Raw genomic sequence first — 22,490 nt, 5'->3', positions numbered from 1 at the left:
ATCCGACAACTTTGTTGGCGTGTACGGTGGTGTCGGGTTACGCCCTGACGGGCTAACCCGACCTACTCCTCGAGCTTGCGCAAGGAGGTCAGGAACGTCGATGCATTCTGGAAGCCGATCACGCGCGACTGGGCGATTTCCTGCCCTTGCGGGTTGAACATGATGATGCCCGGCGGGCCGAACAGCTGGAAACGTTTCAGCATGGCCTTGTCGTCCGCGTCATTGGCCGTCACGTCCACTTGCAGCAGCACGGCTTGCCCCATCTTCTCGCGCACGGCAGGGTCGACGAAGGTCAGTTTTTCCATCTCGATGCACGACACGCACCAGTCCGCATAAAAGTCCAGCAAGGCCGGCTTGCCGTTCAACTGGGCCAGCGCCGCGTCGAGCTGCGCCACCGTTTTTACGCGCGTAAAAGGCTGCGCGTGCACCTGGCCACCACCGAGGTGCGCCAGCGGCGCCAGCGGGTCGCGGCCACCGCTGGCCACGCCCACCAGTTGCATCGCGCCCAGCACGGCAAACACCAGGCCGAAGGCCTTGGCCACCCAGGCGTTCTTCGCGCCGCTCTTGCCCACCAGCAAATACATGCCGTAACCGACGAACAGCACCGTCCAGCCCAGCATCTGCACGGCGCCCGGCAGCACGGGTGAAACCAGCCACCAGGCCACGCCCAGCTGCAGCACGCCAAAGAAGCGCTTGACGGCATCCATCCAGGCGCCGGCACGCGGCAGCAAGGTGCCTGCCGACACGCCCACCAGCAGCAACGGCACGCTCATGCCCACCGCCATGGCGAACAGGGCGCTGCCGCCGATGACGACGTCGCGCGTCTGGCTGATGTACAGCAAGGCGCCGGCCAGCGGCGCGGCCACGCATGGACCCACGATCAGGGCGGAAATGGCGCCCATGACGAACACGCCCGCCAGACGGCCAGACGACTGCTGGTTCGATACGGACGTCAGCTTGCCCTGCAGGAAAGCCGGCACTTGCAGTTCATACATGCCGAACATCGACAGCGCCAGGGCCGCCATCAGCAGGGCAAAGAAACCCAGCACCCACGGGTTTTGCAGTTGGGCCGCCAGGCCTTCACCAGCCAGCCCGGCCGCCACGCCCAACGCCGTATAGACGATGGCCATGCCCAGCGCGTAGGTCAGCGACAGCAGCAAGCCGCGCGAGCGGCTGACGTTTCCGCCATCGCCGATGATGATCGACGACAGGATCGGTACCATCGGCAGCACGCACGGCGTAAAGGCGAGGCCCAGGCCCAGCAGCATGAACAGGGGCACGATGACGAGCAGCTTGCCGCCCTTCAGTGCAGCTTCGATCTTGCCCAGCTCGCTTTGCGCGGGCGCGGCGCTTGCCGCCACGGGGGCCGCCGCTACCGGTTCGGGCGTGCTGGTGATATCGGCCTGCGGAATGCTCAGCACCGACACGCCAGGCGACGCTTGCGCCTGCGGGCCGTTGACGGCCGCCGTGTCGACCGCGGGCGCGGCCGGCAAGGCAAACCTCGACGGCAAGCCGCCCGGTGCCATGCTCTGGCCGCCGCCACCACCCACCAGTTGGGCCGTGGCATCCTGCGGCGCATAGCACAGGCCCTTGTCGGAGCAGCCCTGCCCCGTCGCCTTCAGGGTAAACGCACCGGCAGCTTGCACGGGAATCATGATGGTGAGGGTCTTGCGGAAGGTTTCCACGTTCTTCTGGAAGGTGTCATCAAACTTGACCTTGCCGGCCGGATACACGGGCGTGCCCAGCTTGGCACCCACGGCGTCGAACTTGAAGCGCTCGTGGTACATATAATAACCATCGGCAATCACATAGGTGACGGCGATGGTGGACGGGTCTTGCATGCGCGCGGAAAACTTGAAAGCCAGCTCGGGATCGAGGAATTCATCGTCGGCACGGGCATGATTGGCGCCAAAAACGGCCATGGCCAGCAGCAAACAAGTGGCAAACCAGATCAGCAGTTGATGTAGCGGAGCGGCGCGCGCGGTGGCGCTGGAGGGGAAACGGGACATGTACGACCTTTTTCTGCGGCAACAGCTGTGCCATTCGACAAGAGTCGCGCGGAGCAGGCAGCGCTTGTGCCGGGCCGGCGCGAAAGAAGAATAGTACACCGCAGCTGTGATCGCTGCAGCAGAAAACAAAAAAGCCAGGCTAGGCCTGGCTTTCTCAGATGCAATTGCCGGGATTACTCGCCAGCGATTTCAACTGCTTCGGTCGTGTCTGGACGATCCATCAGTTCGACGAACGCCATAGGAGCGTTATCGCCGACGCGGAAACCCATTTTCAGGATGCGCACATAGCCGCCGTTACGGTTGGCGTAACGTGGGCCCAGTTCAGCGAACAGCTTCAAGACCATTTCACGATCGCGCAGGCGGTTGAAGGCCAGACGCTTGTTTGCCAGGCAGTCAGTTTTGCCCAAGGTCAGAATTGGCTCGACAACGCGGCGCAGTTCTTTTGCTTTTGGCAGGGTGGTTTTGATCGCTTCGTGACGCAGCAGCGATACTGTCATGTTGCGCAGCATTGCCAGACGGTGGGACGAGGTACGATTCAGTTTACGGAGGCCGTGACCGTGACGCATGATAAATCCTTTCGGTGAGTGTTTAAATTCCAGCTCTTCGATCGATGAAGCTAGTGCAACATCGCGGGCCGGTTTGGTGCTTCAAAATAAAAGCCTGGGACACCTGTCCCAGGCAGTTTGCTACAACTACGAATTACTTTTCCAGGCCTGCAGGCGGCCAGTTTTCCAGCTTCATGCCCAAGGTCAAGCCGCGCGATGCCAGCACTTCCTTGATTTCGTTCAGGGACTTGCGGCCCAGATTTGGCGTTTTCAGCAGTTCGTTTTCCGAACGTTGGATCAGGTCGCCGATGTAGTAGATGTTTTCCGCTTTCAGGCAGTTCGCCGAACGCACGGTCAACTCCAGGTCGTCGACTGGACGCAACAGGATAGGATCGACCAGCGGAGCGCGCGATGGCGCTTCGGCGGCAGCTTCCGTGCCTTCCAGGGCAGCGAACACATTCAACTGGTCTACCAGGACGCGGGCCGACTGGCGGATCGCTTCTTCCGGCGAGATCACGCCGTTGGTTTCGATGTTGATGATCAGCTTGTCAAGGTCGGTACGCTGTTCGACGCGAGCCGATTCAACGAAGTACGATACACGGCGCACTGGCGAGAACGACGCATCCAGAATGATGCGGCCGATGGTCTTGTTCGTGTCTTCCGACAGGCGACGCACGTTACCAGGAACGTAGCCGCGGCCTTTTTCAACCTTGATCTGCATGTCCAGCTTGCCACCAGCGGTCAGGTGGGCGATCACGTGGTCAGGGTTGATCAGTTCGACGTCATGCGGCAGGTCGATGTCGGAGGCCAGGATCGCGCCTTCGCCTTCTTTTTTCAGGGTCAGGGTTACCGAATCGCGGTTGTGGACTTTGAAAACCACACCCTTCAAGTTCAGCAACAGATCGACGACGTCTTCTTGCACGCCATCGAGGGAGGAATATTCGTGGACGACGCCAGCGATCGTCACTTCGGTCGGCGCGTAGCCCACCATCGACGACAGCAGAACGCGGCGCAACGCGTTACCCAATGTGTGGCCATAGCCGCGCTCGAACGGTTCCATCACGACTTTGGCGTGACCTGCACCGAGAGCTTCAACATCGATAATACGTGGCTTCAACAAACTGTTTTGCATGAAATGTCCTTTTCAATACCCTCGGCTCATTACACCGATAAGGCTGATGGCATTAGTAAAACGCCCACTCATCTGAGTTGAGTGGGCGGTGATGGTGCTAACTGCTATTAACGCGAGTACAGCTCGACGATCAGCGATTCGTTGACGTCGTTGGCGATTTCGTTACGCTCTGGCAGGGACTTGAAGGTACCTTCCATTTTCTTGGCATCAACCGAAACCCAGCTAGGCATGCCAACTTGTTCAGCCAGCGACAGTGCTTCAACGATACGCACTTGCTTTTTCGATTTTTCACGAACAGCAACGATGTCGCCAACTTTGACCGCGTACGAAGCGATGTTGACAACGATACCGTTCACGGTGAACGCTTTGTGGCTGACCAATTGACGCGCTTCAGCGCGGGTCGAGCCAAAGCCCATGCGGTAGCAAACGTTGTCCAGACGCGTTTCCAGCAACTTCAACAGCGTTTCGCCGGTGTTGCCTTTACGACGGTCTGCTTCAGCGAAGTAGCGGCGGAATTGACGTTCCAGCACGCCGTACATGCGTTTTACTTTTTGCTTTTCGCGCAGTTGGTTACCGTAGTCCGAGGTGCGGGCGCCGGATTTAACACCGTGCTGGCCTGGTTTGACGTCCAGTTTGCACTTGCTGTCCAGCGAGCGACGTGCGCTCTTCAGGAACAGGTCAGTACCTTCACGGCGGGAGAGTTTTGCTTTAGGTCCGATATAACGTGCCACGATACTTCCTTTTTTTTAATGATAACGCCCCAGCCACATGCATGATCAAACACGCTGCTGCGGTTAGGCGCTAGTCTGACTCAGCTTCAATCAGACGGTGGCTGAAAACGAAAAACCCGCCAAATTGAATTTGACAGGCAAGAACAGCCGGGCAGTATAACCGTTTCCGGCTCCCTGCTCCAGCGATTTCACACAACTGTACTGAGTTACAACAGACAGCAAAGCAGCTGGCGCCGAAGCGCCCTCTGCAACACTATCTTAGATACGACGACGTTTCGGTGGACGGCAACCGTTGTGCGGTACCGGCGTCACGTCCTGGATCTCGGTGATCTTGATGCCCAGGTTGTTCAGCGCGCGAACGGCGGATTCACGACCAGGACCTGGGCCCTTGATACGTACTTCCAGGTTCTTGACGCCACACTCAACAGCCACTTTACCAGCGGCTTCCGCGGCGACCTGCGCTGCGAACGGGGTCGATTTACGCGAACCCTTGAAGCCTGCACCGCCGGAGGTAGCCCACGACAAGGCATTGCCTTGACGATCGGTGATGGTAATGATGGTGTTATTGAACGAAGCGTGGACATGTGCAATGCCTTCAGCGACGTTCTTTTTAACTTTTTTACGCACGCGTGCTGATGCGGCGTTATTTTGCGACTTAGCCATAATTATTCCCTAGCGGATTATTTTTTCAGCGATTGAGCGGCTTTACGCGGTCCCTTGCGGGTACGTGCGTTCGTACGCGTACGCTGGCCACGGCAAGGCAGACCCTTACGATGACGCATGCCGCGGTAGCAACCCAGATCCATCAAACGCTTGATGTTCATGGACAGTTCACGACGCAGATCGCCTTCGACGATGAATTTACCTACTTCATCGCGCAGTTTTTCCAGTTCGCTGTCATCCAGATCTTTGATCTTTTTGTTGGTTGCTACACCGGTCGATGCACAGATTTTCTCTGCGCGTGGACGGCCCACACCGTAGATGGCCGTCAGGCCGATAACGGTATGCTGATGATTTGGGATATTAACCCCTGCAATACGTGCCATTTGTTATTCCTCGATTAACCTTGACGCTGCTTGTGACGTGGTTCCACGCAGATTACGCGGACTACGCCTTTGCGCTTGATGATCTTGCAGTTGCGGCAGATCCGCTTGACTGATGCGAGAACTTTCATTTTTGGGCTCTTTCTTTCGCTTCTTTGGTTTGATTCAGTGTGTTACTTGGTACGGAACACAATGCGGGCTCGGCTCAGGTCGTACGGCGTTAACTCCACCGTCACCTTGTCTCCAGGGAGAATGCGAATATAGTTCATCCGCATTTTACCTGAAATATGCCCGAGCACCACGTGTCCGTTCTCCAGCTTCACTCGAAATGTTGCATTTGGGAGATTCTCAAGAATCTCGCCCTGCATCTGTATGACGTCGTCTTTTGCCATTCGGTATGTTTACCGCGCTTAACGCGTCGGAATTCCGCCCTTGAAATTTGCTTTGCGCAGCAGCGAATCATATTGCTGCGACATCACGTAGTTCTGTACTTGCGCCATGAAATCCATGGTGACAACTACAATAATCAATAAAGAAGTACCGCCGAAATAGAATGGTACTTTCCACTGGGCTTGCATAAATTCCGGCAATAAACACACCAGGGTGATGTAGACTGCGCCGGCAAGTGTCAAGCGTGTCAGGATCTTGTCGATGTAACGGGCTGTCTGCTCGCCTGGACGGATCCCGGGAATGAACGCACCGCTTTTCTTCAAGTTATCCGCTGTTTCCTTGCTGTTAAACACCAGCGCTGTATAGAAGAAACAGAAAAACACGATCGCCACTGCGTACAACAGCGCATGGATAGGCTCACCAGGCCCCATCGATGCTGCCAAATCTTTCAAGAACCGCACCGCAGGGTTAGCGTTGTCGGCGCCCTTTGAAAACCAGTCCACGATAGTGGCCGGAAACAAGATGATCGAAGAAGCAAAGATCGGCGGGATCACGCCGGCCATGTTCAGCTTCAACGGCAAATGGCTGGTTTGACCGCCATAAATCTTGTTGCCTACCTGGCGCTTCGCGTAATTGACCAATATTTTGCGCTGACCACGTTCGACGAATACGACGAAGTACGTTACCAGTGCTACCAGAATCACGATGAAAATCGCGCTGAAGCTGCCGATCGAACCATTCGACACCTGAGTGAACAAGCCACCCAACGCCGACGGCAGACCTGCTGCAATCCCGGCAAAAATGATGATCGAGATGCCATTACCCAAACCACGCTCGGTAATTTGCTCACCCAACCACATCAAAAACATTGTTCCGGTCAACAAAGTGACGACCGTAACGAAGCGGAATGCAAGACCAGGTTCCAACACCAGACCAGCTTGCGACTCCAGTGCGACTGCAATGCCTAACGCTTGGAACAGTGCCAGGGCAACCGTGAAATACCGGGTGTACTGGGTGATCTTGCGACGACCTGCTTCGCCTTCTTTTTTCAACGCTTCCATCTGCGGTGACACGATCGACAGCAATTGCATGATGATCGAGGCCGAGATATAAGGCATGATACCCAGCGCAAACACTGTAAAACGAGACAAGGCACCGCCCGAGAACATGTTGAACATGCCCAGGACGCCGCCTTCGTGCTCCTTGAACAGCGAGGCTAATTGTGTCGGGTCAATCCCGGGAACCGGGACGTGAGCACCGATACGATAAACCACCAATGCGCCAAGCAAAAACCAGAGCCGTCCCCAAGGGAAACCGGCCGCTGCACTTTTAGCAAGTTGTGGATTAGTCGCCAATTTTCGCTCCGATCAAGCTGTTAGCGGTCAACTCAGGCTACCGAGCCGCCGGCTGCTTCGATGGCGGCTTTCGCGCCAGCGGACACTTTCAAGCCCTTCAAATTCACCGCTTTGGTGATTTCGCCGGACAAGATCACGCGCACGTCACGGGCCAACACGCCCAGAACGCCAGCTTGCTTCAAGACCAGAATGTCGACATCGCCAACAGCCAGGTTGTTCAGATCGGACAGGCGCACTTCAGCTTTGAAGGTTGCGTGCATCGATTTGAAACCGCGCTTAGGCAGACGGCGTTGCAGAGGCATCTGACCGCCTTCGAAACCGACTTTATGAAAGCCGCCCGAACGCGATTTCTGACCCTTGTGACCACGACCCGAGGTTTTACCCAGGCCGGAGCCGATACCGCGACCGACGCGACGCTTGTAGTGCTTAGCGCCTTCGGCTGGTGCAATAGTATTCAATTCCATGATTTGCTCCGTTCGTGTAAGCCCGAAGGCTTACCCGACAACTTTAACGAGATACGATACTTTATTGATCATGCCGCGTACGGATGGGGTGTCTTGCAATTCGGAAACCGAATTTACACGACGCAGACCCAGACCGCGCACGGTAGCGCGATGCGATTCGCGCGTACCGATCAAGCCCTTGACCAATTGCACTTTGACTGTGTTTGTCATTTTGTCCACCTTAAGCCAGAATGTCTTCGACCGACTTGCCGCGTTTGGCAGCGATATCGGAAGCAGTGCTCATTTTCGACAGGCCGTCCAGCGTAGCGCGTACCAGGTTGTATGGGTTGTTCGAACCGGTGGATTTCGCCACCACGTCCGTCACGCCCATCACTTCGAAGATAGCGCGCATTGCGCCACCAGCGATAACGCCAGTACCAGGCTTAGCTGGGTTCATCAGGACCTTGGAGGCGCCGTGACGACCAACAACCGTGTGATGCAAGGTACCGTTTTTGAGCGGTACTTTGATCAGGTTGCGACGGGCTTCTTCCATTGCCTTCTGCACGCCAACTGGCACTTCTTTCGATTTGCCCTTGCCCATGCCGACGCGGCCATCGCCATCACCAACTACGGTCAGCGCGGCGAAACCCATGATACGACCACCCTTGACCACTTTGGTCACGCGGTTGATCGCGATCATTTTTTCGCGCATGCCATCATCCGGCTTGTCGCTTTGCATTTTTGCTTGCATTTTTGCCATGATTGATCCTTAGAACTTCAGACCGGCTTCGCGTGCGGCTTCTGCCAACGCTTTCACACGGCCGTGGTAACGGAAACCGGAGCGGTCAAACGCAACTTCGGTAATCCCTGCTTTCAACGCTTTTTCAGCGACGCGCTTGCCGATCAAGGCTGCAGCAGCGGCATTGCCGCCTTTGCCGGATTGACCTGCCAGTTCAGCGCGAACTTCCGCTTCAGCCGTCGAGGCCGAAACCAGGACTTTAGCGTCCGGGCTGATCAGGTTGGCGTAAATATGCAGGTTGGTGCGATGCACCGACAAGCGATTTACTTTCAATTCCGCAATCTTGATGCGGGTTTGGCGTCCGCGGCGAAGCCGTGATTCTTTCTTATCCATCGTCAGCCCCTAATTACTTCTTCTTGGTTTCTTTAAGCTTAACCACTTCGTCCGCATAGCGAACGCCCTTGCCTTTATAAGGCTCAGGAGCGCGGTAAGCACGAACTTCAGCGGCTACCTGGCCAACCTGTTGACGGTCGATACCTTTAATCAGGATCTCGGTCGGGGTTGGTGTTGCGCAGGTAACGCCAGCTGGCATGTCATGTACTACAGGGTGCGAGAAACCCAGGGACAGATTCAACTTGTCGCCTTGAGCTTGCGCCTTGTAACCCACGCCTACCAGGTTCAGCTTTTTCTCGAAACCCTTGGTGACGCCAACAACCATGTTGTTGACCAGCGCGCGCAGCGTGCCGGACATGGCATTGGCTTCGCGGCTATCGTTCGCCACGTCGAAACTCAGGGTTCCTGCATTGTTTTCCACTTTGACCTGGCCGGTGAGGGCCTGGGAAAGTACGCCCAGCGGGCCTTTTACGGTGATCGCTTGTGCGGAGATGGCGACTTCAGCGCCAGCTGGCACTACGATAGGCATTTTAGCTACTCGAGACATGTGTAACTCCTTAAGCCACGTAGCAAATAACTTCGCCGCCGACACCGGTAGCGCGTGCTTTGCGGTCAGTCATGACGCCTTGCGGAGTCGACACGATCGCCACACCCAAGCCATTCATCACAACAGGGATCTCGTCTTTACCCTTGTAGACGCGCAGACCCGGACGGGACACGCGCTCCAAGCGCTCAATAACGGGACGGCCAACATAATACTTCAAACCGATTTTCAGTTCCGCCTTGCCACCAGCTTCGGTAACGGCGAAATCTTCAATGTAACCCTCGTCCTTCAGGACGCTGGCAATCGCAATTTTGACTTTCGACGATGGCATGGCCACGGTCGTCTTTTGCACGCCTTGTGCATTGCGAATGCGGGTCAGCATATCGGCGATAGGATCGCTCATACTCATTGCATATTCTCCTATTACCAGCTTGCTTTTGTCATACCCGGAATTTCACCACGCATGGCGAATTCACGGAGCTTGATACGACCCAGACCGAATTTACGGAATGTGCCGCGCGGACGACCAGTGATGGCGCAACGATTACGTTGACGCGTCGGGTTCGAGTTACGTGGCAGCGCCTGCAATTTCAGGCGAGCTTCGTAGCGCTCTTCTTCCGATTTCGATTGATCATCGACGATGGCCTTGAGAGCTTCGCGCTTAGGGGCGAATTTCGCCACCAGGTCAGCACGCTTGATCTCACGATTAATCAGTGACAGTTTGGCCATGATCAGTTCCTGAAAGGGAATTTAAAGGCGGCGAGCAAAGCTTTGGCTTCGTCATCGGTCTTAGCGGTTGTCGTGATGCTGATATTCATACCGCGCAACGCGTCAATCTTGTCGTATTCGATTTCAGGGAAAATGATCTGTTCCTTGACACCGATGTTGTAGTTACCACGACCATCAAATGCACGGCCGTTCACACCACGGAAATCGCGTACGCGCGGCAGAGCCACGGTAATGAAGCGATCCAGGAACTCGTACATGCGAGCGCCGCGCAGGGTGACCATCGTACCGATCGGATAACCTTCACGGATTTTGAAGCCTGCGATCGCTTTGCGGGACTTGGTGGTCACTGGCTTCTGGCCGGCGATCTTGGTCAAGTCAGCAACTGCGTGCTCGAGAACTTTTTTATCCGCGATTGCCTCACCAACACCCATGTTCAGGGTGATTTTGGTCAGGCGTGGAACTTCCATTACCGACTTGTAACCAAACTTGCTGGTCAGGTCGGCAACGACTTTTTCTTTATAGAATTCTTGGAGACGTGCCATGATTTCTTAAGCCTTCACTACTTCGCCGGAGGATTTAAAGACGCGGACTTTTTTGCCATCCACTTCTTTGAAACCCACGCGATCTGCCTTGCCAGTCGCTGCATTAAACAATGCAACGTTGGACACGTGAATTGGCATGGTCTTATCGACGATACCACCAGTTACGCCAGTCATCGGGTTTGGCTTAGTCGCTTTTTTAGCGATGTTAATGCCGTCAACCACGATATGTTCAGCATCAATACGCTGCTGCACCACACCACGTTTGCCCTTGTCTTTCCCGGTCAGAACGATGACTTCGTCGTTTTTACGAATCTTATCCATTACGACTCCTTACAGGACTTCCGGTGCCAGGGACACGATTTTCATGAACTTCTCAGTGCGCAGTTCGCGCGTGACAGGTCCAAAAATACGGGTACCGATCGGTTCCAGCTTGGCGTTCAACAGTACGGCGGCATTGCCGTCGAACTTCACCAGGGAACCGTCTTGGCGGCGAACACCTTTAGCGGTGCGCACAACCACGGCGTTATAAATTTCACCTTTTTTGACACGGCCACGTGGCGCAGCAACCTTAACGGTCACCTTGATCACATCGCCAATGCCAGCATAACGGCGCTTGGAGCCGCCCAATACCTTGATGCACATTACTTCTTTGGCACCGGTATTGTCAGCCACTTCGAGCCGGCTTTCAGTTTGAATCATAGTATTCTCTTTCCCAACTTAAGCCGAAGAATCCACACAATGTAGACCCACGGTCAGTCTTGGTCCCGCCAGAGCCGCCCTGCTGGGCTTCACTGTTTGGGTGCATGACCTTCATACATCAACTGACCGCGAATGCTACTGTCTGTGGCCAGACACTTTGCGGCGTTACATGAACGAAGCCCGCAAGTATTACATACAATTTGCGGGCCTGCAAGTACTAATTAAAACCCACCGCCGAAACGGTGGTTTTTATTTAAACGGTTGGTGCGGCTTGAACCACACGTGTTACCGTCCATGCCTTCGTTTTGGAGATCGGGCGACCTTCCTGGATCTCAACCGTATCACCGGCTTTGACCTGGTTGGTCTCGTCATGCGCGTGATACTTGTTCGAGCGCATGATGATCTTGCCATACAAAGGATGTTTTACGTGGCGCTCGATCAGAACGGTAACGGTCTTGTCCATCTTGTCCGAAACCACTTTACCGATCAGCGTGCGCTTGAGCGACTGTTTCACTGGTTCGTTCATTTGGCTTCCTTCAGATTCATTACCGTCTTCACACGCGCGATATCGCGGCGTACCTTCTTGAGCTGCGAAGTGTTGCTCAGCTGCTGCGTAGCGATTTGCATACGCAGGCCGAACTGTGCCTTCAACAAGTCATTCAGCTCTTTTTGCAGAGCTGGCTGGTCTTTGCCGCGGAGTTCAGTTGCTTTCATATTCAACTCCAATTATTGGCCGACTTGACGTACGACAAACGTCGTAGCCAGTGGCAGTTTAGAGGCGGCAAGACGGAAAGCTTCCCGTGCCAGCGCTTCATCAACGCCATCCATTTCGTACAGTACTTTGCCTGGCTGAATTTCAGCGACGTAGTACTCAGGATTACCTTTACCGTTACCCATACGGACTTCAGCCGGTTTGTTCGAAATCGGTTTGTCCGGGAAAATACGGATCCAGATACGGCCACCGCGCTTGATGTGACGCGTCATTGCACGACGCGCCGCTTCAATTTGACGCGCAGTGATACGACCGCGCGCAACTGCCTTCAGACCGAATTCGCCAAACGACACGGCGGTGCCGCGGCTGTGCGAAATACCGGTATTACGGCCTTTCTGCTCTTTACGATACTTTCTGCGTGCTGGTTGCAGCATGATTATTCTCCTGCTTTCTCAGCTGGTGCTGCTGCGGCGGCCGGTTTAGCGGCGGTACGCACACGTGCACCTGGTGCTGTGGATGGTTTCGCACCGGCACCGGCTGGACGTGGACGGCCAGCTGGCTTGCCATCGTCACGGCGTGGGCCGCGGCTTTTCTTCTCGTCAGCTGGGGTATCGATGACTGGTGCATCGCCGTTAGGCGCGCGGTCACCTTTGTATACCCACACCTTGACACCGATGATGCCGTAGGTGGTCGACGCTTCGCTGGTACCGTAGTCGATATCGGCGCGCAGGGTATGCAGAGGCACGCGGCCTTCGCGGTACCACTCTTTACGCGCGATTTCGATACCGTTCAGACGGCCGGACGACATGATCTTGATACCGAGAGCACCCAGGCGCATTGCATTTTGCATTGCACGCTTCATGGCGCGGCGGAACATGATCCGTTTTTCCAGCTGCTGAGCGATCGAATCGGCGATCAGTTGCGAGTCGATTTCTGGCTTGCGAATTTCTTCGATGTTCACGTGAACAGGTACGCCCATGATCTTGGTCAGCGCGGACTTCAGTACTTCGATGTCTTCGCCTTTTTTACCAATGACCACGCCTGGACGCGAGCTGTAGATCGTGAAGCGCGCGTTCTTGGCTGGGCGCTCGATAACGATGCGGCCAACGGAGGCGTTCTTCAGTTTCTTTTTCAGGTAAGCACGTGCTTTCAAGTCTTCGTTCAGCATGGCAGCGAAATTACCGTTGCCTGCATACCAGCGCGAAGCCCAGTTACGGGTGACCGCCAGACGGAAACCGGTTGGATGAATTTTCTGACCCATCGTGGCTCCTTAGTTACCGACAGTCACGTAAACGTGACAGGATTGTTTCGAAATACGGTCGCCACGGCCTTTTGCACGCGCGGTGAAGCGCTTCAGGACGGGGCCCTTTTCGACGTAGATCGTTTTCACGAACAATTCGTCGATGTCCGCACCATCATTGTGCTCGGCATTCGCAATAGCGGATTCCAGAACACGTTTGATGATCGCAGCACCTTTTTTCGGGCTGAATTGCAAGATGTTGAGTGCAGCGTCAACTTTCTTGCCACGGATCAGGTCAGCAACCAGGCGGCCCTTTTGGTCCGACAGGCGCACACCTTTGAGGATAGCTTTAGTTTCCATTATTTCTTAGCCTTTTTGTCAGCTGCATGGCCCTTGAACGTACGGGTCAGTGCGAATTCGCCGAGCTTGTGACCAACCATGTTTTCGGAAACATAAACCGGCACGTGCAGCTTGCCGTTATGAACCGCGATCGTCAGGCCGATAAAGTCAGGCATGATTGTCGAACGACGCGACCAGGTTTTGATTGGCTTTTTGTCTTTGGCTGCTTGCGCGGCTTCAACTTTTTTCACCAGGTGGGCGTCACAGAACGGCCCTTTTTTCAATGAACGTGTCATGTGCTACCCCTTATTTCTTGCCGCGGCGCGAGACGATCATGGAAGTCGTACGCTTGTTGCTGCGTGTTTTCTTACCCTTGGTCTGTTGGCCCCATGGCGAAACTGGATGACGACCAGCTGCTGTTTTACCTTCACCACCACCGTGCGGGTGATCGACCGGGTTCATGACCACACCGCGAACGGTAGGACGAACACCGCGCCAGCGCATCGCGCCAGCCTTACCGATTTTACGCAGGCTGTGCTCGGCGTTACCGACTTCACCAACCGTAGCACGGCACTCGATGTGTACGCGACGTACTTCACCCGAGCGCAGACGCACTTGAGCGTAGGTACCTTCACGCGCCATCAGCACAACGCCAGCGCCAGCGGTACGTGCCATTTGGGCACCTTTACCTGGCAGCATTTCGACGCAATGCATCACGGTGCCGACTGGGATGTTACGGATTGGCAAGCAGTTACCCGATTTGATCGGTGCTTCCGAACCGTTCATCACGCTATCGCCAACGGCCATGCCTTTGGTTGCGATGATGTAGTGACGTTCGCCATCGGCGTAGCACAACAGAGCGATATTCGCGGTGCGGTTTGGATCGTATTCAATACGTTCCACTTTCGCTGGAATACCATCTTTGGTGCGCTTGAAGTCGATCAAGCGATAGTGTTGCTTATGACCACCACCGATATGACGGGTGGTGATGTGACCGTTGTTGTTACGACCAGCGGTCTTGGATTTCTTTTCAACCAGGGCAGCGAACGGACGACCTTTGTACAGGTCTGGGTTCACCACCTTTACCATGCCGCGACGGCCTGGCGAGGTTGGTTTCATCTTAACGAGTGCCATTATGCAGCCTCCTCGGAGAAGTTGATTTCCTGGCCAGGCTTCAGGCACACGAAAGCACGCTTGGTATGGTTACGACGACCGTTGAACTTGCCGGTGCGTTTCTGCTTACCTTCGCGGTTTGCAGTTTGCACGGACAGGACTTCAACCTTGAACAGCAGTTCGACCGCTGCCTTGATTTCAGGCTTGGTTGCATCCGGCAGTACGCGGAATACAATTTGCTCGTTCTTTTCCGCGACCATGGTGGCCTTTTCGGAAATCACGGGCGCCAACAGCACCTTCATCAAGCGTTCTTCGCTATGTTTCAAAATCGCGCTCATGCCAGCATCTCCTCAATCTTGGCCAATGCAGCTTTGGTGACCAGGATCTTCTTGTAGAACACCAGGGACATCGGGTCTGCGTGACGTGGCTCAACGACGAGTACGTTAGGCAGGTTGCGCGATGCCAGTTCCAGGTTTTCGTTCAGAACGTCGGTGATGATCAGAACCGAATCAAAGCCCAGGCCGTTCAATTTTTGCGACAACAGCTTGGTCTTTGGCGCGTCGATCGTCAGATCGTCGATGACGATCAGGCGTTCTTCGCGAGCCAGCTGCGACAGGATCGAGCAGATACCTGCGCGATACATCTTTTTGTTCACTTTGTGGGTGAAGTTTTCGTCAGGCGAGTTCGGGAAAATCCGACCACCGCCGCGCCACAGTGGCGACGACGACATACCAGCACGAGCGCGGCCGGTACCTTTTTGGCGCCATGGCTTTTTCGTCGTGTGATGAACTTCTTCACGGTCTTTTTGCTTGCGGTTACCACTACGTGCATTCGCTTGATAAGCGATGACGACTTGGTGGATCAGCGCTTCGTTGTAATCACGGCCGAAAATCGTATCGGCTGCAGCAACGTTCGAGGCGGCTTGACCTTGCGCATTCAGAAGCTTGAGTTCCATCGTTTAAGCTCCCTTCTTGGCTTTGGTTTTGATGGCTGGCGAGACAACTACCTGGCCATTTTTCGCACCTGGAATCGCGCCTTTGACCAGCAACAGCTGACGGTCGGCATCGATACGGGCGATCACGAGGTTCTGGATCGTACGGTTAACGTCACCCAGATGACCGGTCATGCGCTTACCAGGGAAAACGCGACCTGGATCTTGTGCCATACCGATGGAACCTGGAACGTTATGCGAACGCGAGTTACCGTGCGTTGCACGGCCAGAAGCGAAGTGGTAACGTTTGATAACGCCTGCATAGCCTTTACCGATGGTAACGCCTTGCACGTCGATCTTTTGACCGACTTCGAACAGGGAAGCAGCGACAACATCGCCAGCTTTCAGTTCAGCGGCTTTAGCAGCGTCGACACGGAACTCTTTCAACAGAGTACCGGCTTCAACACCAGCTTTAGCGTGATGACCAGCAACAGCTTTGGTCACGCGGGAAGCGCGACGTTGACCGAATGCGACCTGAACAGCGGAGTAACCATCTGTTTCAGGGGTTTTGATTTGCGCAACACGGTTGTTCGATACGTCCAACACGGTGACCGGGATCGAATCCCCTTCATCCGTGAAAATGCGCATCATACCAACCTTGCGACCGAGAAGGCCTAGGCTCATTTTTTCTCCATTCCCACCTGCGATTGGGCGGGGCTTGTTTAACTACAAAGTAACGTAGGACTCAAAAAAGACGAATCCATACCGAAGCCGGCTAGTATATAGCACAAAAACCCTTGACGCAACAAGTTAACACGAGGTATGTCAAAGTGTTGCGCGACGCCCCTGCGCGAGTTGTCGGCGCGCTTGAAAAACGCTGCTGGAAGGCAAGGCAAAATGCAGAAAGCGCGGCTGCATGCGGCCTGGGAGCGATGAACGGCGGGCGCGGCACACGCTGGCAGCGACAGAAGCAACGAGGGCGCGTACACAGCGTACGCGCCCTCTTCACCTCGTCAATCAGGCATCGCGCACCCGCGGGCGCACCTCAATTCAGACCTTGCACTGCTCGATGCAATGCTTGTAAATCATCTCGCAAATGGGGCTGGAAGCGTTTCCAGGCATGCCGCCCGAACACACATTGGCCCGGGTGGCACACTCCAGCGTGCAGTCATTGCCGGCAAACGCATACGAAGCGCTCAGGCCGAGCGCAAACAGGAAGGCCGTGGTTTTCTTGATCATGGTATGTCTCCGTTCGGGTTATCTACAAAACGATGGAAGAACCGGCAGGACCGCCACGCCATCACGACACTACGGACGGCCTGCCATTACTAAAAAAGTAACACCAATAGAATACCGCAAACAATACCAACCAAACACCAATTTATGTAAGAACCAGATATTTTTATGCATTTGGGGCGCTTGCCTTCAGCAATACAAATGGCGAGCCGCGGAATCCTCTGCCACCCGCCAATGCCATGCCGCAGCCTGACACGTATCGCAGTCCTACTCTTGCATTGATCCTTTGCCAATCTGATACCAGTCCACCTTGCGCGTCGCCACCATGATGGCGGCCAGCACGGCGAACAACAGGATGCTGCCCATCACCAGCGCATTGTTTTCCGAGCTGAGCAGACCATACAGGACGCCATACAGCAGCGTCAGGGCCACGCCGAAGCCGATGCCTCGCCAGGCATTGTGCAGCACGTGCACCAGGTAAAAGCTGGTCAGTGCGATACAGGCGGCGCTGGCGATCAGGTAGGCGGCCAGGAAGGCGATATGCTCGGCCAGGCCCACCAGCAGCAGGAAGAAGATCACCAGCGACAGGCCCACCAGCAAATACTGCACCGGGTGGATCGGCAGGCTTTTCAGGATTTCAAAGATGAAGAAGGCGGCAAAGGTCAGCGCCACGAACAGCAAGCCATATTTGGTGGCCCGGTCCGATTGCGAATACACATTCACCGGCTCGATGAAGCCCACGCTGAAGCGGTCCACCTGGCCCAGCGGAGCACTGTCAGGCACCTTGAATTCGCCCTCGATCGTGCTCAGCTGCGTTTGCGCATTCGTGGCCAGCGACGAGATATTCCACGCCACATTGAAACCCTGGGCATCGATCTGGCGGTTTTTCGGCGATGGCAGGAAGCGCCCGCCAAACTGCGGATGGGGCCAGTTCGACTTGATGCTGATCTGGCTGTTTTTCGCCACCGGCACGAAATGCTGGCGTTCGATGCCGTCCAGTCCCAGGTCAAAGCTGAAGCGCACTTGCTGCGCCGCCGCCAGGGGCATGGCGCCCAACGGCGCATGCAGTCCGCTGCGGAAGGCAAACAGGTCGGTGCCCTGTTCGAACTCGATCTTCCGGGCGCCCCAGTCGATTTTCGGGATATTGCGGATACCCCGCACGTCCTCGATGGACAGGGCCACGAAAGGCTCGCCCAGGGTCACGCGCGAGTCCGGCGACTTGCGCGGCAACTGCGTGCTGGCCGGGACGATAAAGTCGCCCTTGAAGGCATGCTGGCCGCTGTACACCAGCACCTGGTGGATGCCGCGGTAACGGCGGTCTGTCTCGATATTGCCATTGATCTGCAGGTCGTTTGGGTAGACGAGCAAGCGGCGCTGCACCGTGCGGCGCAGCAACTCGGTGCGCACGGGCACACTCACTGCCTGTGTCTTGTCATCGCCCTTGGCCACCTCCACGCGCTCTTCATACTGCTCCGTGTAGGGAATCACCAGGATGGGACCGATGACGGTTTGTTCACGCACCGAATCGGCGGCGATGCTGTTGACGGCTTCCTGGCGGAATTCCATCCGCTCCTTGATCGTTTCCTGAATCATCAGCAAAGGCAGGCCGATCAGCAGCATCAAGCCGAACACGATCAGCGCTTTGACGAGTAAAGTTTTTTGCATGGCGTATCCTTGAAGTAAGGTGGCCAGTGTAAAAAAGCTGTATGCGCTGACGATGCAGTCTGTGTGAAGCCGGCAAATAAAGTGGATTAAGCGAGCGGCAGGCACAGGCAGGCGCGGGCGCCGCCCTGCGCATGATTGAGCACCTCGACCGTGCCACCATGCAGGGAAGCGACCTCGCGCACGAAGGGCAGGCCCAGCCCCGTGCTCTTGCCGGCGTCGGGGCGCGGCAAGGAATAAAAACGCTCGAAGACGCGCTCCAGCGCATACGCGGGGATGCCTGCGCCCCGGTCGCGCACGGCAATATCCACCTGGCTGCCCTGGCGCCGCGCCGTCAAGTCGATGCAACTGCCGGGCGGCGCAAAGCCGGCCGCATTGTCGAGCAAGTTGCCCAGCGCCTGGCGCAGCAACAGGGCGTCGCCCGCCACGCTCGCCTCGTCGGCCTGCAGTTGCAGGCGCACGCCACGCGCCGCCAGGGTGGCCGCGCCATCCTGCGCCACTTGCGCCAGCAATGGCCGCAGCGCGATACGCTCGGGGTGCTCAAGGCGCTGCTGCTTCTCCACGCGCACCAGAGCCAGCAGCTTGTCGATCAGTTGCCGCTGGCGCGCATTCTGCTCCAGGATACTGGCCAGGAACTGGCGCCGTTCGGCTGGCGGCATGTCTTCCTGCAGCAGTTCGGCCGACGCCTGGATGGCAGCGATCGGGCTTTTCAACTCATGCGCCAGCGTGTGCATCAGCTGCTCCACATATTCCTTGCCTTCCAGGCGCGTGCGCATCACCTCCAGCGCCCGCCCCAACGTGCCGATCTCGTTCTTGCCCAGCGCCGGCAGCGCCACCTTGCGCCCCGCTTCCACGTCGCCGATGTAACGCATCAGCTTGCCCAGCGCATGGTGCAGCCACCAGGCGAATGCCAGGCCGATCAGCAAAGACAGCAGCAACAGCACGGCGCCACGCTGCAGGATCTTGCGCTGGCTGCGCTCGACAAAGGCTTGCACGCTGGCATTCGGCTTGGCCACCGTCAGCACGCCGATCACCTCATTGCCGTCGCGAATCGGCGCAGCCACGTGCATCACCGTCGACATTTCGTCATCGGGCCGGCTGCGCGTGCTGCGCGCGCCATACTTGCCCTGCAAGGTGAGATACACGTCGTTCCAGCGCGAATAGTCGCGCCCCACGTCGCGGCCACTGGAATCGAACAGCACGATGCCATGCCGGTCCGTGATGGTGATACGGTAATCGAGCGTGCGCTTGCGCACGCCATTGATATTGACGTCCACGCCATGGCGCGCATAGTCCTGCATGCGCTCGGCCACGGGCGACTGCGCCAGCGTGCCTGCCTTCAAGTCGGGCGCGATCAGGCTGGCCAGCAATTGCGAGGTATCGACCAGCGTATCCTCCAGGGTCGAGCGCACGCCCGGCTTGACCTGCTCCATGAAGACATTCAGCAGAAACCACGCGGCCAGGCCGACGATCAGGAAGTAGCCGAGCAAAATGCGCAGGCCGATCTTCATGCGCCGGCCAGGCTGTAGCCGAGGCCACGGTGAGTGTGGATGGGGTCGGCCTGCGCATCGACGGCGCGCAGCTTGGCACGCAGCGATTTGACATGCGCATCGACGGTGCGCTCGAGCGTGTCGGGCGCCGCGCTCCACACGCGCGCCATCAGCTGCGCGCGCGACAGCACGTGGCCCGGGTGTTCCAGCAAGGTTTTCAGCAGCAGATACTCGTAACGGGTCAGGTCCAGCGGCCGGCCGTGAAACAGCACTTTCGCCTCCGGCGCGCGCAACTCGAAGCGCGCCGGCGCCGGCGCTGGCGCGGCGCCGGCGCGGCGCAGGATGACGCGGATGCGCGCCACCAGTTCGCGCGGCGAAAACGGCTTGGTGACGTAATCATCGGCACCGATTTCCAGGCCGACGATACGGTCGATTTCATCGCTGCGGGCCGTCAGGAAGATCACCGGCACCTCGGAAAACTGGCGCAGCCGGCGGCACACTTCCAGCCCACTCATGTCGGGCAAGCCGATATCGAGCACCACCAGTTGCGGTGCGGTCTCACTGCGCAGCACGGCAAGCGCCTGCTCACCCAAGGTCACATGGCGCGGCGTAAAGCCGTCCGTGCGCAAGGCATAGGCGATGCTGTCGGCGATCGCCTGTTCATCTTCCACGATCAGGACAGTCTTGGACATGGCGGCGGCACACATTAATGGACAAGTCCGGAGTATCCCTGAAGCGGGCAAGCGGCGTCAATCGCGCGCCTTGCCGTGCGCGGACAAAAAGCCGCCCGACCTAAGGCTGGGCGACGTGGATGCTGGCCTTGATGTGCTTGAGGTGGGCCACGATGGTAAACGTCATCACCACCAGCAGCGACCATGAACTCCATTTGCTGACATGCACCGCCGACCAGGCGCCAAGCTGGTTCGGATAGCGCCACACACCCCAGAAGGTGCTGATGTTTTCGGCCAGCCAGATAAAAAGGCCGACCAGCACGAAACCGAGCAGCAAGGGCATGCTGCGGTCGCGGTCGAGCGGGCGGAACACCACGCTGGTACGCGCGTACAAGCCCAGCGCGCAGGCAGCCAGATACCAGCGATAGTCGCCGATGTAGTGATGGGTGAAGAAGTTGGCGTAGATGAGCAGCGCGATCAGCACCGCCATCCAGTACGGAGGATGGTGGCGTATGCGCATATCGAGCAGGCGCCAGGTCTGGATGATATAGCTGCCGACGGCCGCATACATGAAGCCGGAAAACAGGGGCACGCCGAACACCTTGGTATAGGCGAAGTCGGGATAGCTCCACGACTGGATCGTCCCCGATACCTTGAATACTTCCAGCGCGAAGCCGACCGCATGAAACAGGCAGATGGCTTTCAATTCATCCCACGTTTCCAGTCCGCTCCACAGCATCGCGCCCTGGATCGCCAGCGCCGCCAGCAGCAGCACGTCATAGCGCGGCAGGCCGAACAGGCCGGCGCGCGGCACAAGGAAGACGGTAGCGAAAAACAGTCCCACGAACAGGCACGACCTCGCCTCCTTGATGCCGAAATACAAAAATTCGGCCAGGAAGCGCGACCAGCCGCGCAAGCGCACACGGGGAGTGGCATTTAACAGGTGGGTATCGAGGGCATTGAGCATGCAGCAACTTTATCGGCCGCCCGTTGCGCTGTAAAGCGATTTTGCACGCGCAGACAGGTGGCGCCAGGTTGGGCAGGCACCAATAGCAATGGGGCCGGGCGCACTCACGATCGTGAGCAGGCCCGGCCCCATCATCAGGCAGCGGGACATCCCGCCGGCCTGGAACAGCTGTCAACACCTGGTACTACGGTGTTGTCAGCCGCCCTTGAAACTCTTATTGCAGTTTGATTTCGACATCAACACCAGCTGGCAGGTCCAGCTTCATCAGCGCGTCAACGGTTTTGTCCGTTGGGTCAACGATGTCCATCAGGCGTTGGTGCGTACGGATCTCGAACTGATCGCGCGAAGTTTTGTTGACGTGCGGGGAACGCAGCACATCGAAACGTTGAATACGGGTAGGCAGTGGTACTGGGCCTTTGACGACAGCGCCGGTGCGCTTCGCGGTTTCAACGATTTCCAGAGCGGACTGGTCGATCAGTTTGTAATCGAAAGCCTTCAGGCGAATACGGATTTTTTGGTTTGGTGCCGACATGATATTTCCTTAAAAGAACGAACCGCGCGGTCTGCACGGCAATGAGGTCATACGGGAATTTCTGACGCAACAACCGTCAGGGTCGACATGATAGCACCAAAATGCTTGCCAACCCCGGCAGTTGAATAAAAAGAAGGGCGCCGGGCGACGACGCGTCTTCTTTTATGCAGGCTTAAGAATTAAGCCAGGATTTTTGCAACCACGCCGGCGCCGACGGTACGACCGCCTTCACGGATAGCGAAGCGCAGGCCTTCTTCCATCGCGATCGGGTTGATCAGCTTGACGGTGATCGACACGTTATCG

The 22,490-nt window shown here is 56.8% G+C and carries 36 protein-coding genes; all 36 read right to left on the bottom strand.

The annotated features are described in order from the left end of the window. Positions 1 to 62 precede the first annotated feature (62 nt). Positions 63 to 2,009: a protein-disulfide reductase DsbD gene (gene dsbD / locus ACQ4WL_RS25015; RefSeq protein ID WP_436512137.1), complete on the bottom strand. Its 1,947-nt coding sequence runs from the start codon at positions 2,007 to 2,009 to the stop codon at positions 63 to 65. Positions 2,010 to 2,182: 173 nt separating this feature from the next. Beyond that, positions 2,183 to 2,575: a 50S ribosomal protein L17 gene (gene rplQ, locus ACQ4WL_RS25010; RefSeq protein WP_010394482.1), complete on the bottom strand. Its 393-nt coding sequence runs from the start codon at positions 2,573 to 2,575 to the stop codon at positions 2,183 to 2,185. A 133-nt stretch (positions 2,576 to 2,708) separates the two neighbouring features. Next, on the bottom strand, positions 2,709 to 3,686 hold the full coding sequence (locus ACQ4WL_RS25005) for a DNA-directed RNA polymerase subunit alpha (protein ID WP_008444343.1): 978 nt from the start codon (positions 3,684 to 3,686) through the stop codon (positions 2,709 to 2,711). Positions 3,687 to 3,793: 107 nt separating this feature from the next. Then, the gene (gene rpsD / locus ACQ4WL_RS25000) at positions 3,794 to 4,417 is read right to left on the bottom strand and encodes a 30S ribosomal protein S4 (RefSeq protein WP_010394478.1); all 624 of its coding nucleotides are present in this window, start codon (positions 4,415 to 4,417) and stop codon (positions 3,794 to 3,796) included. Positions 4,418 to 4,675: 258 nt separating this feature from the next. Continuing rightward, positions 4,676 to 5,080, bottom strand: coding sequence for a 30S ribosomal protein S11 (gene rpsK, locus ACQ4WL_RS24995; protein WP_010394475.1), 405 nt, complete (start codon positions 5,078 to 5,080; stop codon positions 4,676 to 4,678). A gap of 17 nt (positions 5,081 to 5,097) precedes the next feature. Continuing rightward, on the bottom strand, positions 5,098 to 5,463 hold the full coding sequence (gene rpsM, locus ACQ4WL_RS24990; RefSeq protein WP_046681666.1) for a 30S ribosomal protein S13: 366 nt from the start codon (positions 5,461 to 5,463) through the stop codon (positions 5,098 to 5,100). Positions 5,464 to 5,477: 14 nt separating this feature from the next. Then, the gene (gene rpmJ, locus ACQ4WL_RS24985; RefSeq protein ID WP_010394471.1) at positions 5,478 to 5,591 is read right to left on the bottom strand and encodes a 50S ribosomal protein L36; all 114 of its coding nucleotides are present in this window, start codon (positions 5,589 to 5,591) and stop codon (positions 5,478 to 5,480) included. Positions 5,592 to 5,633: 42 nt separating this feature from the next. Continuing rightward, positions 5,634 to 5,852: a translation initiation factor IF-1 gene (gene infA, locus ACQ4WL_RS24980; protein ID WP_005663428.1), complete on the bottom strand. Its 219-nt coding sequence runs from the start codon at positions 5,850 to 5,852 to the stop codon at positions 5,634 to 5,636. A gap of 18 nt (positions 5,853 to 5,870) precedes the next feature. Beyond that, positions 5,871 to 7,205, bottom strand: coding sequence for a preprotein translocase subunit SecY (gene secY, locus ACQ4WL_RS24975; RefSeq protein ID WP_010394438.1), 1,335 nt, complete (start codon positions 7,203 to 7,205; stop codon positions 5,871 to 5,873). Between the two features lie 32 nt (positions 7,206 to 7,237). After that, on the bottom strand, positions 7,238 to 7,669 hold the full coding sequence (gene rplO / locus ACQ4WL_RS24970; RefSeq protein WP_034753211.1) for a 50S ribosomal protein L15: 432 nt from the start codon (positions 7,667 to 7,669) through the stop codon (positions 7,238 to 7,240). A gap of 30 nt (positions 7,670 to 7,699) precedes the next feature. Continuing rightward, the gene (gene rpmD / locus ACQ4WL_RS24965; protein ID WP_010394435.1) at positions 7,700 to 7,879 is read right to left on the bottom strand and encodes a 50S ribosomal protein L30; all 180 of its coding nucleotides are present in this window, start codon (positions 7,877 to 7,879) and stop codon (positions 7,700 to 7,702) included. 10 nt (positions 7,880 to 7,889) lie between these two features. Then, on the bottom strand, positions 7,890 to 8,408 hold the full coding sequence (gene rpsE, locus ACQ4WL_RS24960; protein ID WP_010394433.1) for a 30S ribosomal protein S5: 519 nt from the start codon (positions 8,406 to 8,408) through the stop codon (positions 7,890 to 7,892). Between the two features lie 9 nt (positions 8,409 to 8,417). Then, positions 8,418 to 8,780 (bottom strand): 50S ribosomal protein L18, encoded by a 363-nt coding sequence (gene rplR, locus ACQ4WL_RS24955; RefSeq protein ID WP_010394431.1) that lies wholly within the window; start codon positions 8,778 to 8,780, stop codon positions 8,418 to 8,420. A 13-nt stretch (positions 8,781 to 8,793) separates the two neighbouring features. Further along, a complete protein-coding gene (gene rplF, locus ACQ4WL_RS24950) occupies positions 8,794 to 9,327 on the bottom strand; it encodes a 50S ribosomal protein L6 (protein ID WP_034778281.1) in 534 nt (177 codons plus the stop codon). A gap of 10 nt (positions 9,328 to 9,337) precedes the next feature. Further along, positions 9,338 to 9,733 carry a 30S ribosomal protein S8 gene (gene rpsH / locus ACQ4WL_RS24945; RefSeq protein WP_010394425.1) on the bottom strand — a complete coding sequence of 132 codons (396 nt, stop codon included), beginning with the start codon at positions 9,731 to 9,733 and terminating at the stop codon, positions 9,338 to 9,340. Between the two features lie 14 nt (positions 9,734 to 9,747). Beyond that, positions 9,748 to 10,053 (bottom strand): 30S ribosomal protein S14, encoded by a 306-nt coding sequence (gene rpsN, locus ACQ4WL_RS24940; protein ID WP_010394423.1) that lies wholly within the window; start codon positions 10,051 to 10,053, stop codon positions 9,748 to 9,750. Positions 10,054 to 10,055: 2 nt separating this feature from the next. Continuing rightward, a complete protein-coding gene (gene rplE / locus ACQ4WL_RS24935) occupies positions 10,056 to 10,595 on the bottom strand; it encodes a 50S ribosomal protein L5 (protein ID WP_010394421.1) in 540 nt (179 codons plus the stop codon). 6 nt (positions 10,596 to 10,601) lie between these two features. Then, positions 10,602 to 10,916, bottom strand: a complete 315-nt coding sequence (gene rplX / locus ACQ4WL_RS24930) for a 50S ribosomal protein L24 (protein ID WP_010394419.1) — start codon at positions 10,914 to 10,916, stop codon at positions 10,602 to 10,604. A 9-nt stretch (positions 10,917 to 10,925) separates the two neighbouring features. Then, the gene (gene rplN / locus ACQ4WL_RS24925) at positions 10,926 to 11,294 is read right to left on the bottom strand and encodes a 50S ribosomal protein L14 (RefSeq protein WP_008444317.1); all 369 of its coding nucleotides are present in this window, start codon (positions 11,292 to 11,294) and stop codon (positions 10,926 to 10,928) included. Between the two features lie 253 nt (positions 11,295 to 11,547). After that, positions 11,548 to 11,820 carry a 30S ribosomal protein S17 gene (gene rpsQ, locus ACQ4WL_RS24920; protein WP_010394415.1) on the bottom strand — a complete coding sequence of 91 codons (273 nt, stop codon included), beginning with the start codon at positions 11,818 to 11,820 and terminating at the stop codon, positions 11,548 to 11,550. After that, the gene (gene rpmC, locus ACQ4WL_RS24915; protein WP_071079768.1) at positions 11,817 to 12,008 is read right to left on the bottom strand and encodes a 50S ribosomal protein L29; all 192 of its coding nucleotides are present in this window, start codon (positions 12,006 to 12,008) and stop codon (positions 11,817 to 11,819) included. The genes rpsQ and rpmC overlap by 4 nt, the downstream gene beginning before the upstream one ends. Before the next feature lie 12 nt (positions 12,009 to 12,020). After that, positions 12,021 to 12,440 (bottom strand): 50S ribosomal protein L16, encoded by a 420-nt coding sequence (gene rplP, locus ACQ4WL_RS24910; protein WP_017877854.1) that lies wholly within the window; start codon positions 12,438 to 12,440, stop codon positions 12,021 to 12,023. Positions 12,441 to 12,442: 2 nt separating this feature from the next. Continuing rightward, the gene (rpsC, locus tag ACQ4WL_RS24905) at positions 12,443 to 13,267 is read right to left on the bottom strand and encodes a 30S ribosomal protein S3 (RefSeq protein WP_034753199.1); all 825 of its coding nucleotides are present in this window, start codon (positions 13,265 to 13,267) and stop codon (positions 12,443 to 12,445) included. A 9-nt stretch (positions 13,268 to 13,276) separates the two neighbouring features. Then, positions 13,277 to 13,609: a 50S ribosomal protein L22 gene (gene rplV, locus ACQ4WL_RS24900; RefSeq protein ID WP_170840583.1), complete on the bottom strand. Its 333-nt coding sequence runs from the start codon at positions 13,607 to 13,609 to the stop codon at positions 13,277 to 13,279. Then, positions 13,606 to 13,881: a 30S ribosomal protein S19 gene (rpsS, locus tag ACQ4WL_RS24895; RefSeq protein WP_008444295.1), complete on the bottom strand. Its 276-nt coding sequence runs from the start codon at positions 13,879 to 13,881 to the stop codon at positions 13,606 to 13,608. Before rpsS ends, rplV begins: the two co-directional genes overlap by 4 nt. Before the next feature lie 10 nt (positions 13,882 to 13,891). Continuing rightward, positions 13,892 to 14,719, bottom strand: coding sequence for a 50S ribosomal protein L2 (gene rplB, locus ACQ4WL_RS24890; protein WP_010394400.1), 828 nt, complete (start codon positions 14,717 to 14,719; stop codon positions 13,892 to 13,894). Beyond that, entirely contained in the window at positions 14,719 to 15,036 is a 318-nt protein-coding gene (gene rplW / locus ACQ4WL_RS24885) for a 50S ribosomal protein L23 (RefSeq protein WP_010394398.1), read from the bottom strand. Before rplW ends, rplB begins: the two co-directional genes overlap by 1 nt. Then, positions 15,033 to 15,653 (bottom strand): 50S ribosomal protein L4, encoded by a 621-nt coding sequence (gene rplD / locus ACQ4WL_RS24880; protein ID WP_034753197.1) that lies wholly within the window; start codon positions 15,651 to 15,653, stop codon positions 15,033 to 15,035. The genes rplW and rplD overlap by 4 nt, the downstream gene beginning before the upstream one ends. Before the next feature lie 3 nt (positions 15,654 to 15,656). Further along, complete coding sequence (gene rplC / locus ACQ4WL_RS24875; protein ID WP_010394393.1) at positions 15,657 to 16,313, bottom strand: 50S ribosomal protein L3; 657 nt, start codon at positions 16,311 to 16,313, stop codon at positions 15,657 to 15,659. Positions 16,314 to 16,679: 366 nt separating this feature from the next. Continuing rightward, complete coding sequence (locus ACQ4WL_RS24870) at positions 16,680 to 16,868, bottom strand: hypothetical protein (protein ID WP_436512136.1); 189 nt, start codon at positions 16,866 to 16,868, stop codon at positions 16,680 to 16,682. Positions 16,869 to 17,132: 264 nt separating this feature from the next. Continuing rightward, on the bottom strand, positions 17,133 to 18,530 hold the full coding sequence (creD, locus tag ACQ4WL_RS24865; protein WP_436512135.1) for a cell envelope integrity protein CreD: 1,398 nt from the start codon (positions 18,528 to 18,530) through the stop codon (positions 17,133 to 17,135). Between the two features lie 86 nt (positions 18,531 to 18,616). After that, positions 18,617 to 20,038, bottom strand: a complete 1,422-nt coding sequence (gene creC, locus ACQ4WL_RS24860) for a two-component system sensor histidine kinase CreC (RefSeq protein WP_436512134.1) — start codon at positions 20,036 to 20,038, stop codon at positions 18,617 to 18,619. Next, positions 20,035 to 20,709, bottom strand: coding sequence for a two-component system response regulator CreB (gene creB, locus ACQ4WL_RS24855; RefSeq protein WP_436512133.1), 675 nt, complete (start codon positions 20,707 to 20,709; stop codon positions 20,035 to 20,037). Before creB ends, creC begins: the two co-directional genes overlap by 4 nt. Positions 20,710 to 20,809: 100 nt before the next feature. After that, positions 20,810 to 21,655 carry a DUF817 domain-containing protein gene (locus ACQ4WL_RS24850; protein ID WP_436512132.1) on the bottom strand — a complete coding sequence of 282 codons (846 nt, stop codon included), beginning with the start codon at positions 21,653 to 21,655 and terminating at the stop codon, positions 20,810 to 20,812. 214 nt (positions 21,656 to 21,869) lie between these two features. Continuing rightward, the gene (gene rpsJ / locus ACQ4WL_RS24845) at positions 21,870 to 22,187 is read right to left on the bottom strand and encodes a 30S ribosomal protein S10 (RefSeq protein WP_010394389.1); all 318 of its coding nucleotides are present in this window, start codon (positions 22,185 to 22,187) and stop codon (positions 21,870 to 21,872) included. Positions 22,188 to 22,366: 179 nt separating this feature from the next. Beyond that, positions 22,367 to 22,490 (bottom strand): EF-Tu C-terminal domain-related protein (locus ACQ4WL_RS24840; RefSeq protein ID WP_488168238.1); only part of this gene is annotated, 124 nt, incomplete at its 5' end.

Origin of the sequence: Janthinobacterium kochi (assembly GCF_051380715.1) — a bacterium.
Lineage (GTDB): Bacteria > Pseudomonadota > Gammaproteobacteria > Burkholderiales > Burkholderiaceae_D > Janthinobacterium.
Note: the sequence above shows the minus strand (reverse complement) of the source record. Positions and strands in the feature narration are given on the sequence as shown.

What these genes read in the sequence shown, in the direction of transcription:
- dsbD (WP_436512137.1), bottom strand. Translation starts at nt 2,009, where the DNA reads ATGTCCCGTTTCCCCTCCAGCGCCACCGCGCGCGCCGCTCCGCTACAT.
- rplQ (WP_010394482.1), bottom strand. Translation starts at nt 2,575, where the DNA reads ATGCGTCACGGTCACGGCCTCCGTAAACTGAATCGTACCTCGTCCCAC.
- ACQ4WL_RS25005 (WP_008444343.1), bottom strand. Translation starts at nt 3,686, where the DNA reads ATGCAAAACAGTTTGTTGAAGCCACGTATTATCGATGTTGAAGCTCTC.
- rpsK (WP_010394475.1), bottom strand. Translation starts at nt 5,080, where the DNA reads ATGGCTAAGTCGCAAAATAACGCCGCATCAGCACGCGTGCGTAAAAAA.
- rpsM (WP_046681666.1), bottom strand. Translation starts at nt 5,463, where the DNA reads ATGGCACGTATTGCAGGGGTTAATATCCCAAATCATCAGCATACCGTT.
- rpmJ (WP_010394471.1), bottom strand. Translation starts at nt 5,591, where the DNA reads ATGAAAGTTCTCGCATCAGTCAAGCGGATCTGCCGCAACTGCAAGATC.
- infA (WP_005663428.1), bottom strand. Translation starts at nt 5,852, where the DNA reads ATGGCAAAAGACGACGTCATACAGATGCAGGGCGAGATTCTTGAGAAT.
- rplO (WP_034753211.1), bottom strand. Translation starts at nt 7,669, where the DNA reads ATGGAATTGAATACTATTGCACCAGCCGAAGGCGCTAAGCACTACAAG.
- rpmD (WP_010394435.1), bottom strand. Translation starts at nt 7,879, where the DNA reads ATGACAAACACAGTCAAAGTGCAATTGGTCAAGGGCTTGATCGGTACG.
- rpsE (WP_010394433.1), bottom strand. Translation starts at nt 8,408, where the DNA reads ATGGCAAAAATGCAAGCAAAAATGCAAAGCGACAAGCCGGATGATGGC.
- rplR (WP_010394431.1), bottom strand. Translation starts at nt 8,780, where the DNA reads ATGGATAAGAAAGAATCACGGCTTCGCCGCGGACGCCAAACCCGCATC.
- rplF (WP_034778281.1), bottom strand. Translation starts at nt 9,327, where the DNA reads ATGTCTCGAGTAGCTAAAATGCCTATCGTAGTGCCAGCTGGCGCTGAA.
- rpsH (WP_010394425.1), bottom strand. Translation starts at nt 9,733, where the DNA reads ATGAGTATGAGCGATCCTATCGCCGATATGCTGACCCGCATTCGCAAT.
- rpsN (WP_010394423.1), bottom strand. Translation starts at nt 10,053, where the DNA reads ATGGCCAAACTGTCACTGATTAATCGTGAGATCAAGCGTGCTGACCTG.
- rplE (WP_010394421.1), bottom strand. Translation starts at nt 10,595, where the DNA reads ATGGCACGTCTCCAAGAATTCTATAAAGAAAAAGTCGTTGCCGACCTG.
- rplX (WP_010394419.1), bottom strand. Translation starts at nt 10,916, where the DNA reads ATGGATAAGATTCGTAAAAACGACGAAGTCATCGTTCTGACCGGGAAA.
- rplN (WP_008444317.1), bottom strand. Translation starts at nt 11,294, where the DNA reads ATGATTCAAACTGAAAGCCGGCTCGAAGTGGCTGACAATACCGGTGCC.
- rpsQ (WP_010394415.1), bottom strand. Translation starts at nt 11,820, where the DNA reads ATGAACGAACCAGTGAAACAGTCGCTCAAGCGCACGCTGATCGGTAAA.
- rpmC (WP_071079768.1), bottom strand. Translation starts at nt 12,008, where the DNA reads ATGAAAGCAACTGAACTCCGCGGCAAAGACCAGCCAGCTCTGCAAAAA.
- rplP (WP_017877854.1), bottom strand. Translation starts at nt 12,440, where the DNA reads ATGCTGCAACCAGCACGCAGAAAGTATCGTAAAGAGCAGAAAGGCCGT.
- rpsC (WP_034753199.1), bottom strand. Translation starts at nt 13,267, where the DNA reads ATGGGTCAGAAAATTCATCCAACCGGTTTCCGTCTGGCGGTCACCCGT.
- rpsS (WP_008444295.1), bottom strand. Translation starts at nt 13,881, where the DNA reads ATGACACGTTCATTGAAAAAAGGGCCGTTCTGTGACGCCCACCTGGTG.
- rplB (WP_010394400.1), bottom strand. Translation starts at nt 14,719, where the DNA reads ATGGCACTCGTTAAGATGAAACCAACCTCGCCAGGCCGTCGCGGCATG.
- rplW (WP_010394398.1), bottom strand. Translation starts at nt 15,036, where the DNA reads ATGAGCGCGATTTTGAAACATAGCGAAGAACGCTTGATGAAGGTGCTG.
- rplD (WP_034753197.1), bottom strand. Translation starts at nt 15,653, where the DNA reads ATGGAACTCAAGCTTCTGAATGCGCAAGGTCAAGCCGCCTCGAACGTT.
- rplC (WP_010394393.1), bottom strand. Translation starts at nt 16,313, where the DNA reads ATGAGCCTAGGCCTTCTCGGTCGCAAGGTTGGTATGATGCGCATTTTC.
- ACQ4WL_RS24870 (WP_436512136.1), bottom strand. Translation starts at nt 16,868, where the DNA reads ATGATCAAGAAAACCACGGCCTTCCTGTTTGCGCTCGGCCTGAGCGCT.
- creD (WP_436512135.1), bottom strand. Translation starts at nt 18,530, where the DNA reads ATGCAAAAAACTTTACTCGTCAAAGCGCTGATCGTGTTCGGCTTGATG.
- creC (WP_436512134.1), bottom strand. Translation starts at nt 20,038, where the DNA reads ATGAAGATCGGCCTGCGCATTTTGCTCGGCTACTTCCTGATCGTCGGC.
- creB (WP_436512133.1), bottom strand. Translation starts at nt 20,709, where the DNA reads ATGTCCAAGACTGTCCTGATCGTGGAAGATGAACAGGCGATCGCCGAC.
- ACQ4WL_RS24850 (WP_436512132.1), bottom strand. Translation starts at nt 21,655, where the DNA reads ATGCTCAATGCCCTCGATACCCACCTGTTAAATGCCACTCCCCGTGTG.
- rpsJ (WP_010394389.1), bottom strand. Translation starts at nt 22,187, where the DNA reads ATGTCGGCACCAAACCAAAAAATCCGTATTCGCCTGAAGGCTTTCGAT.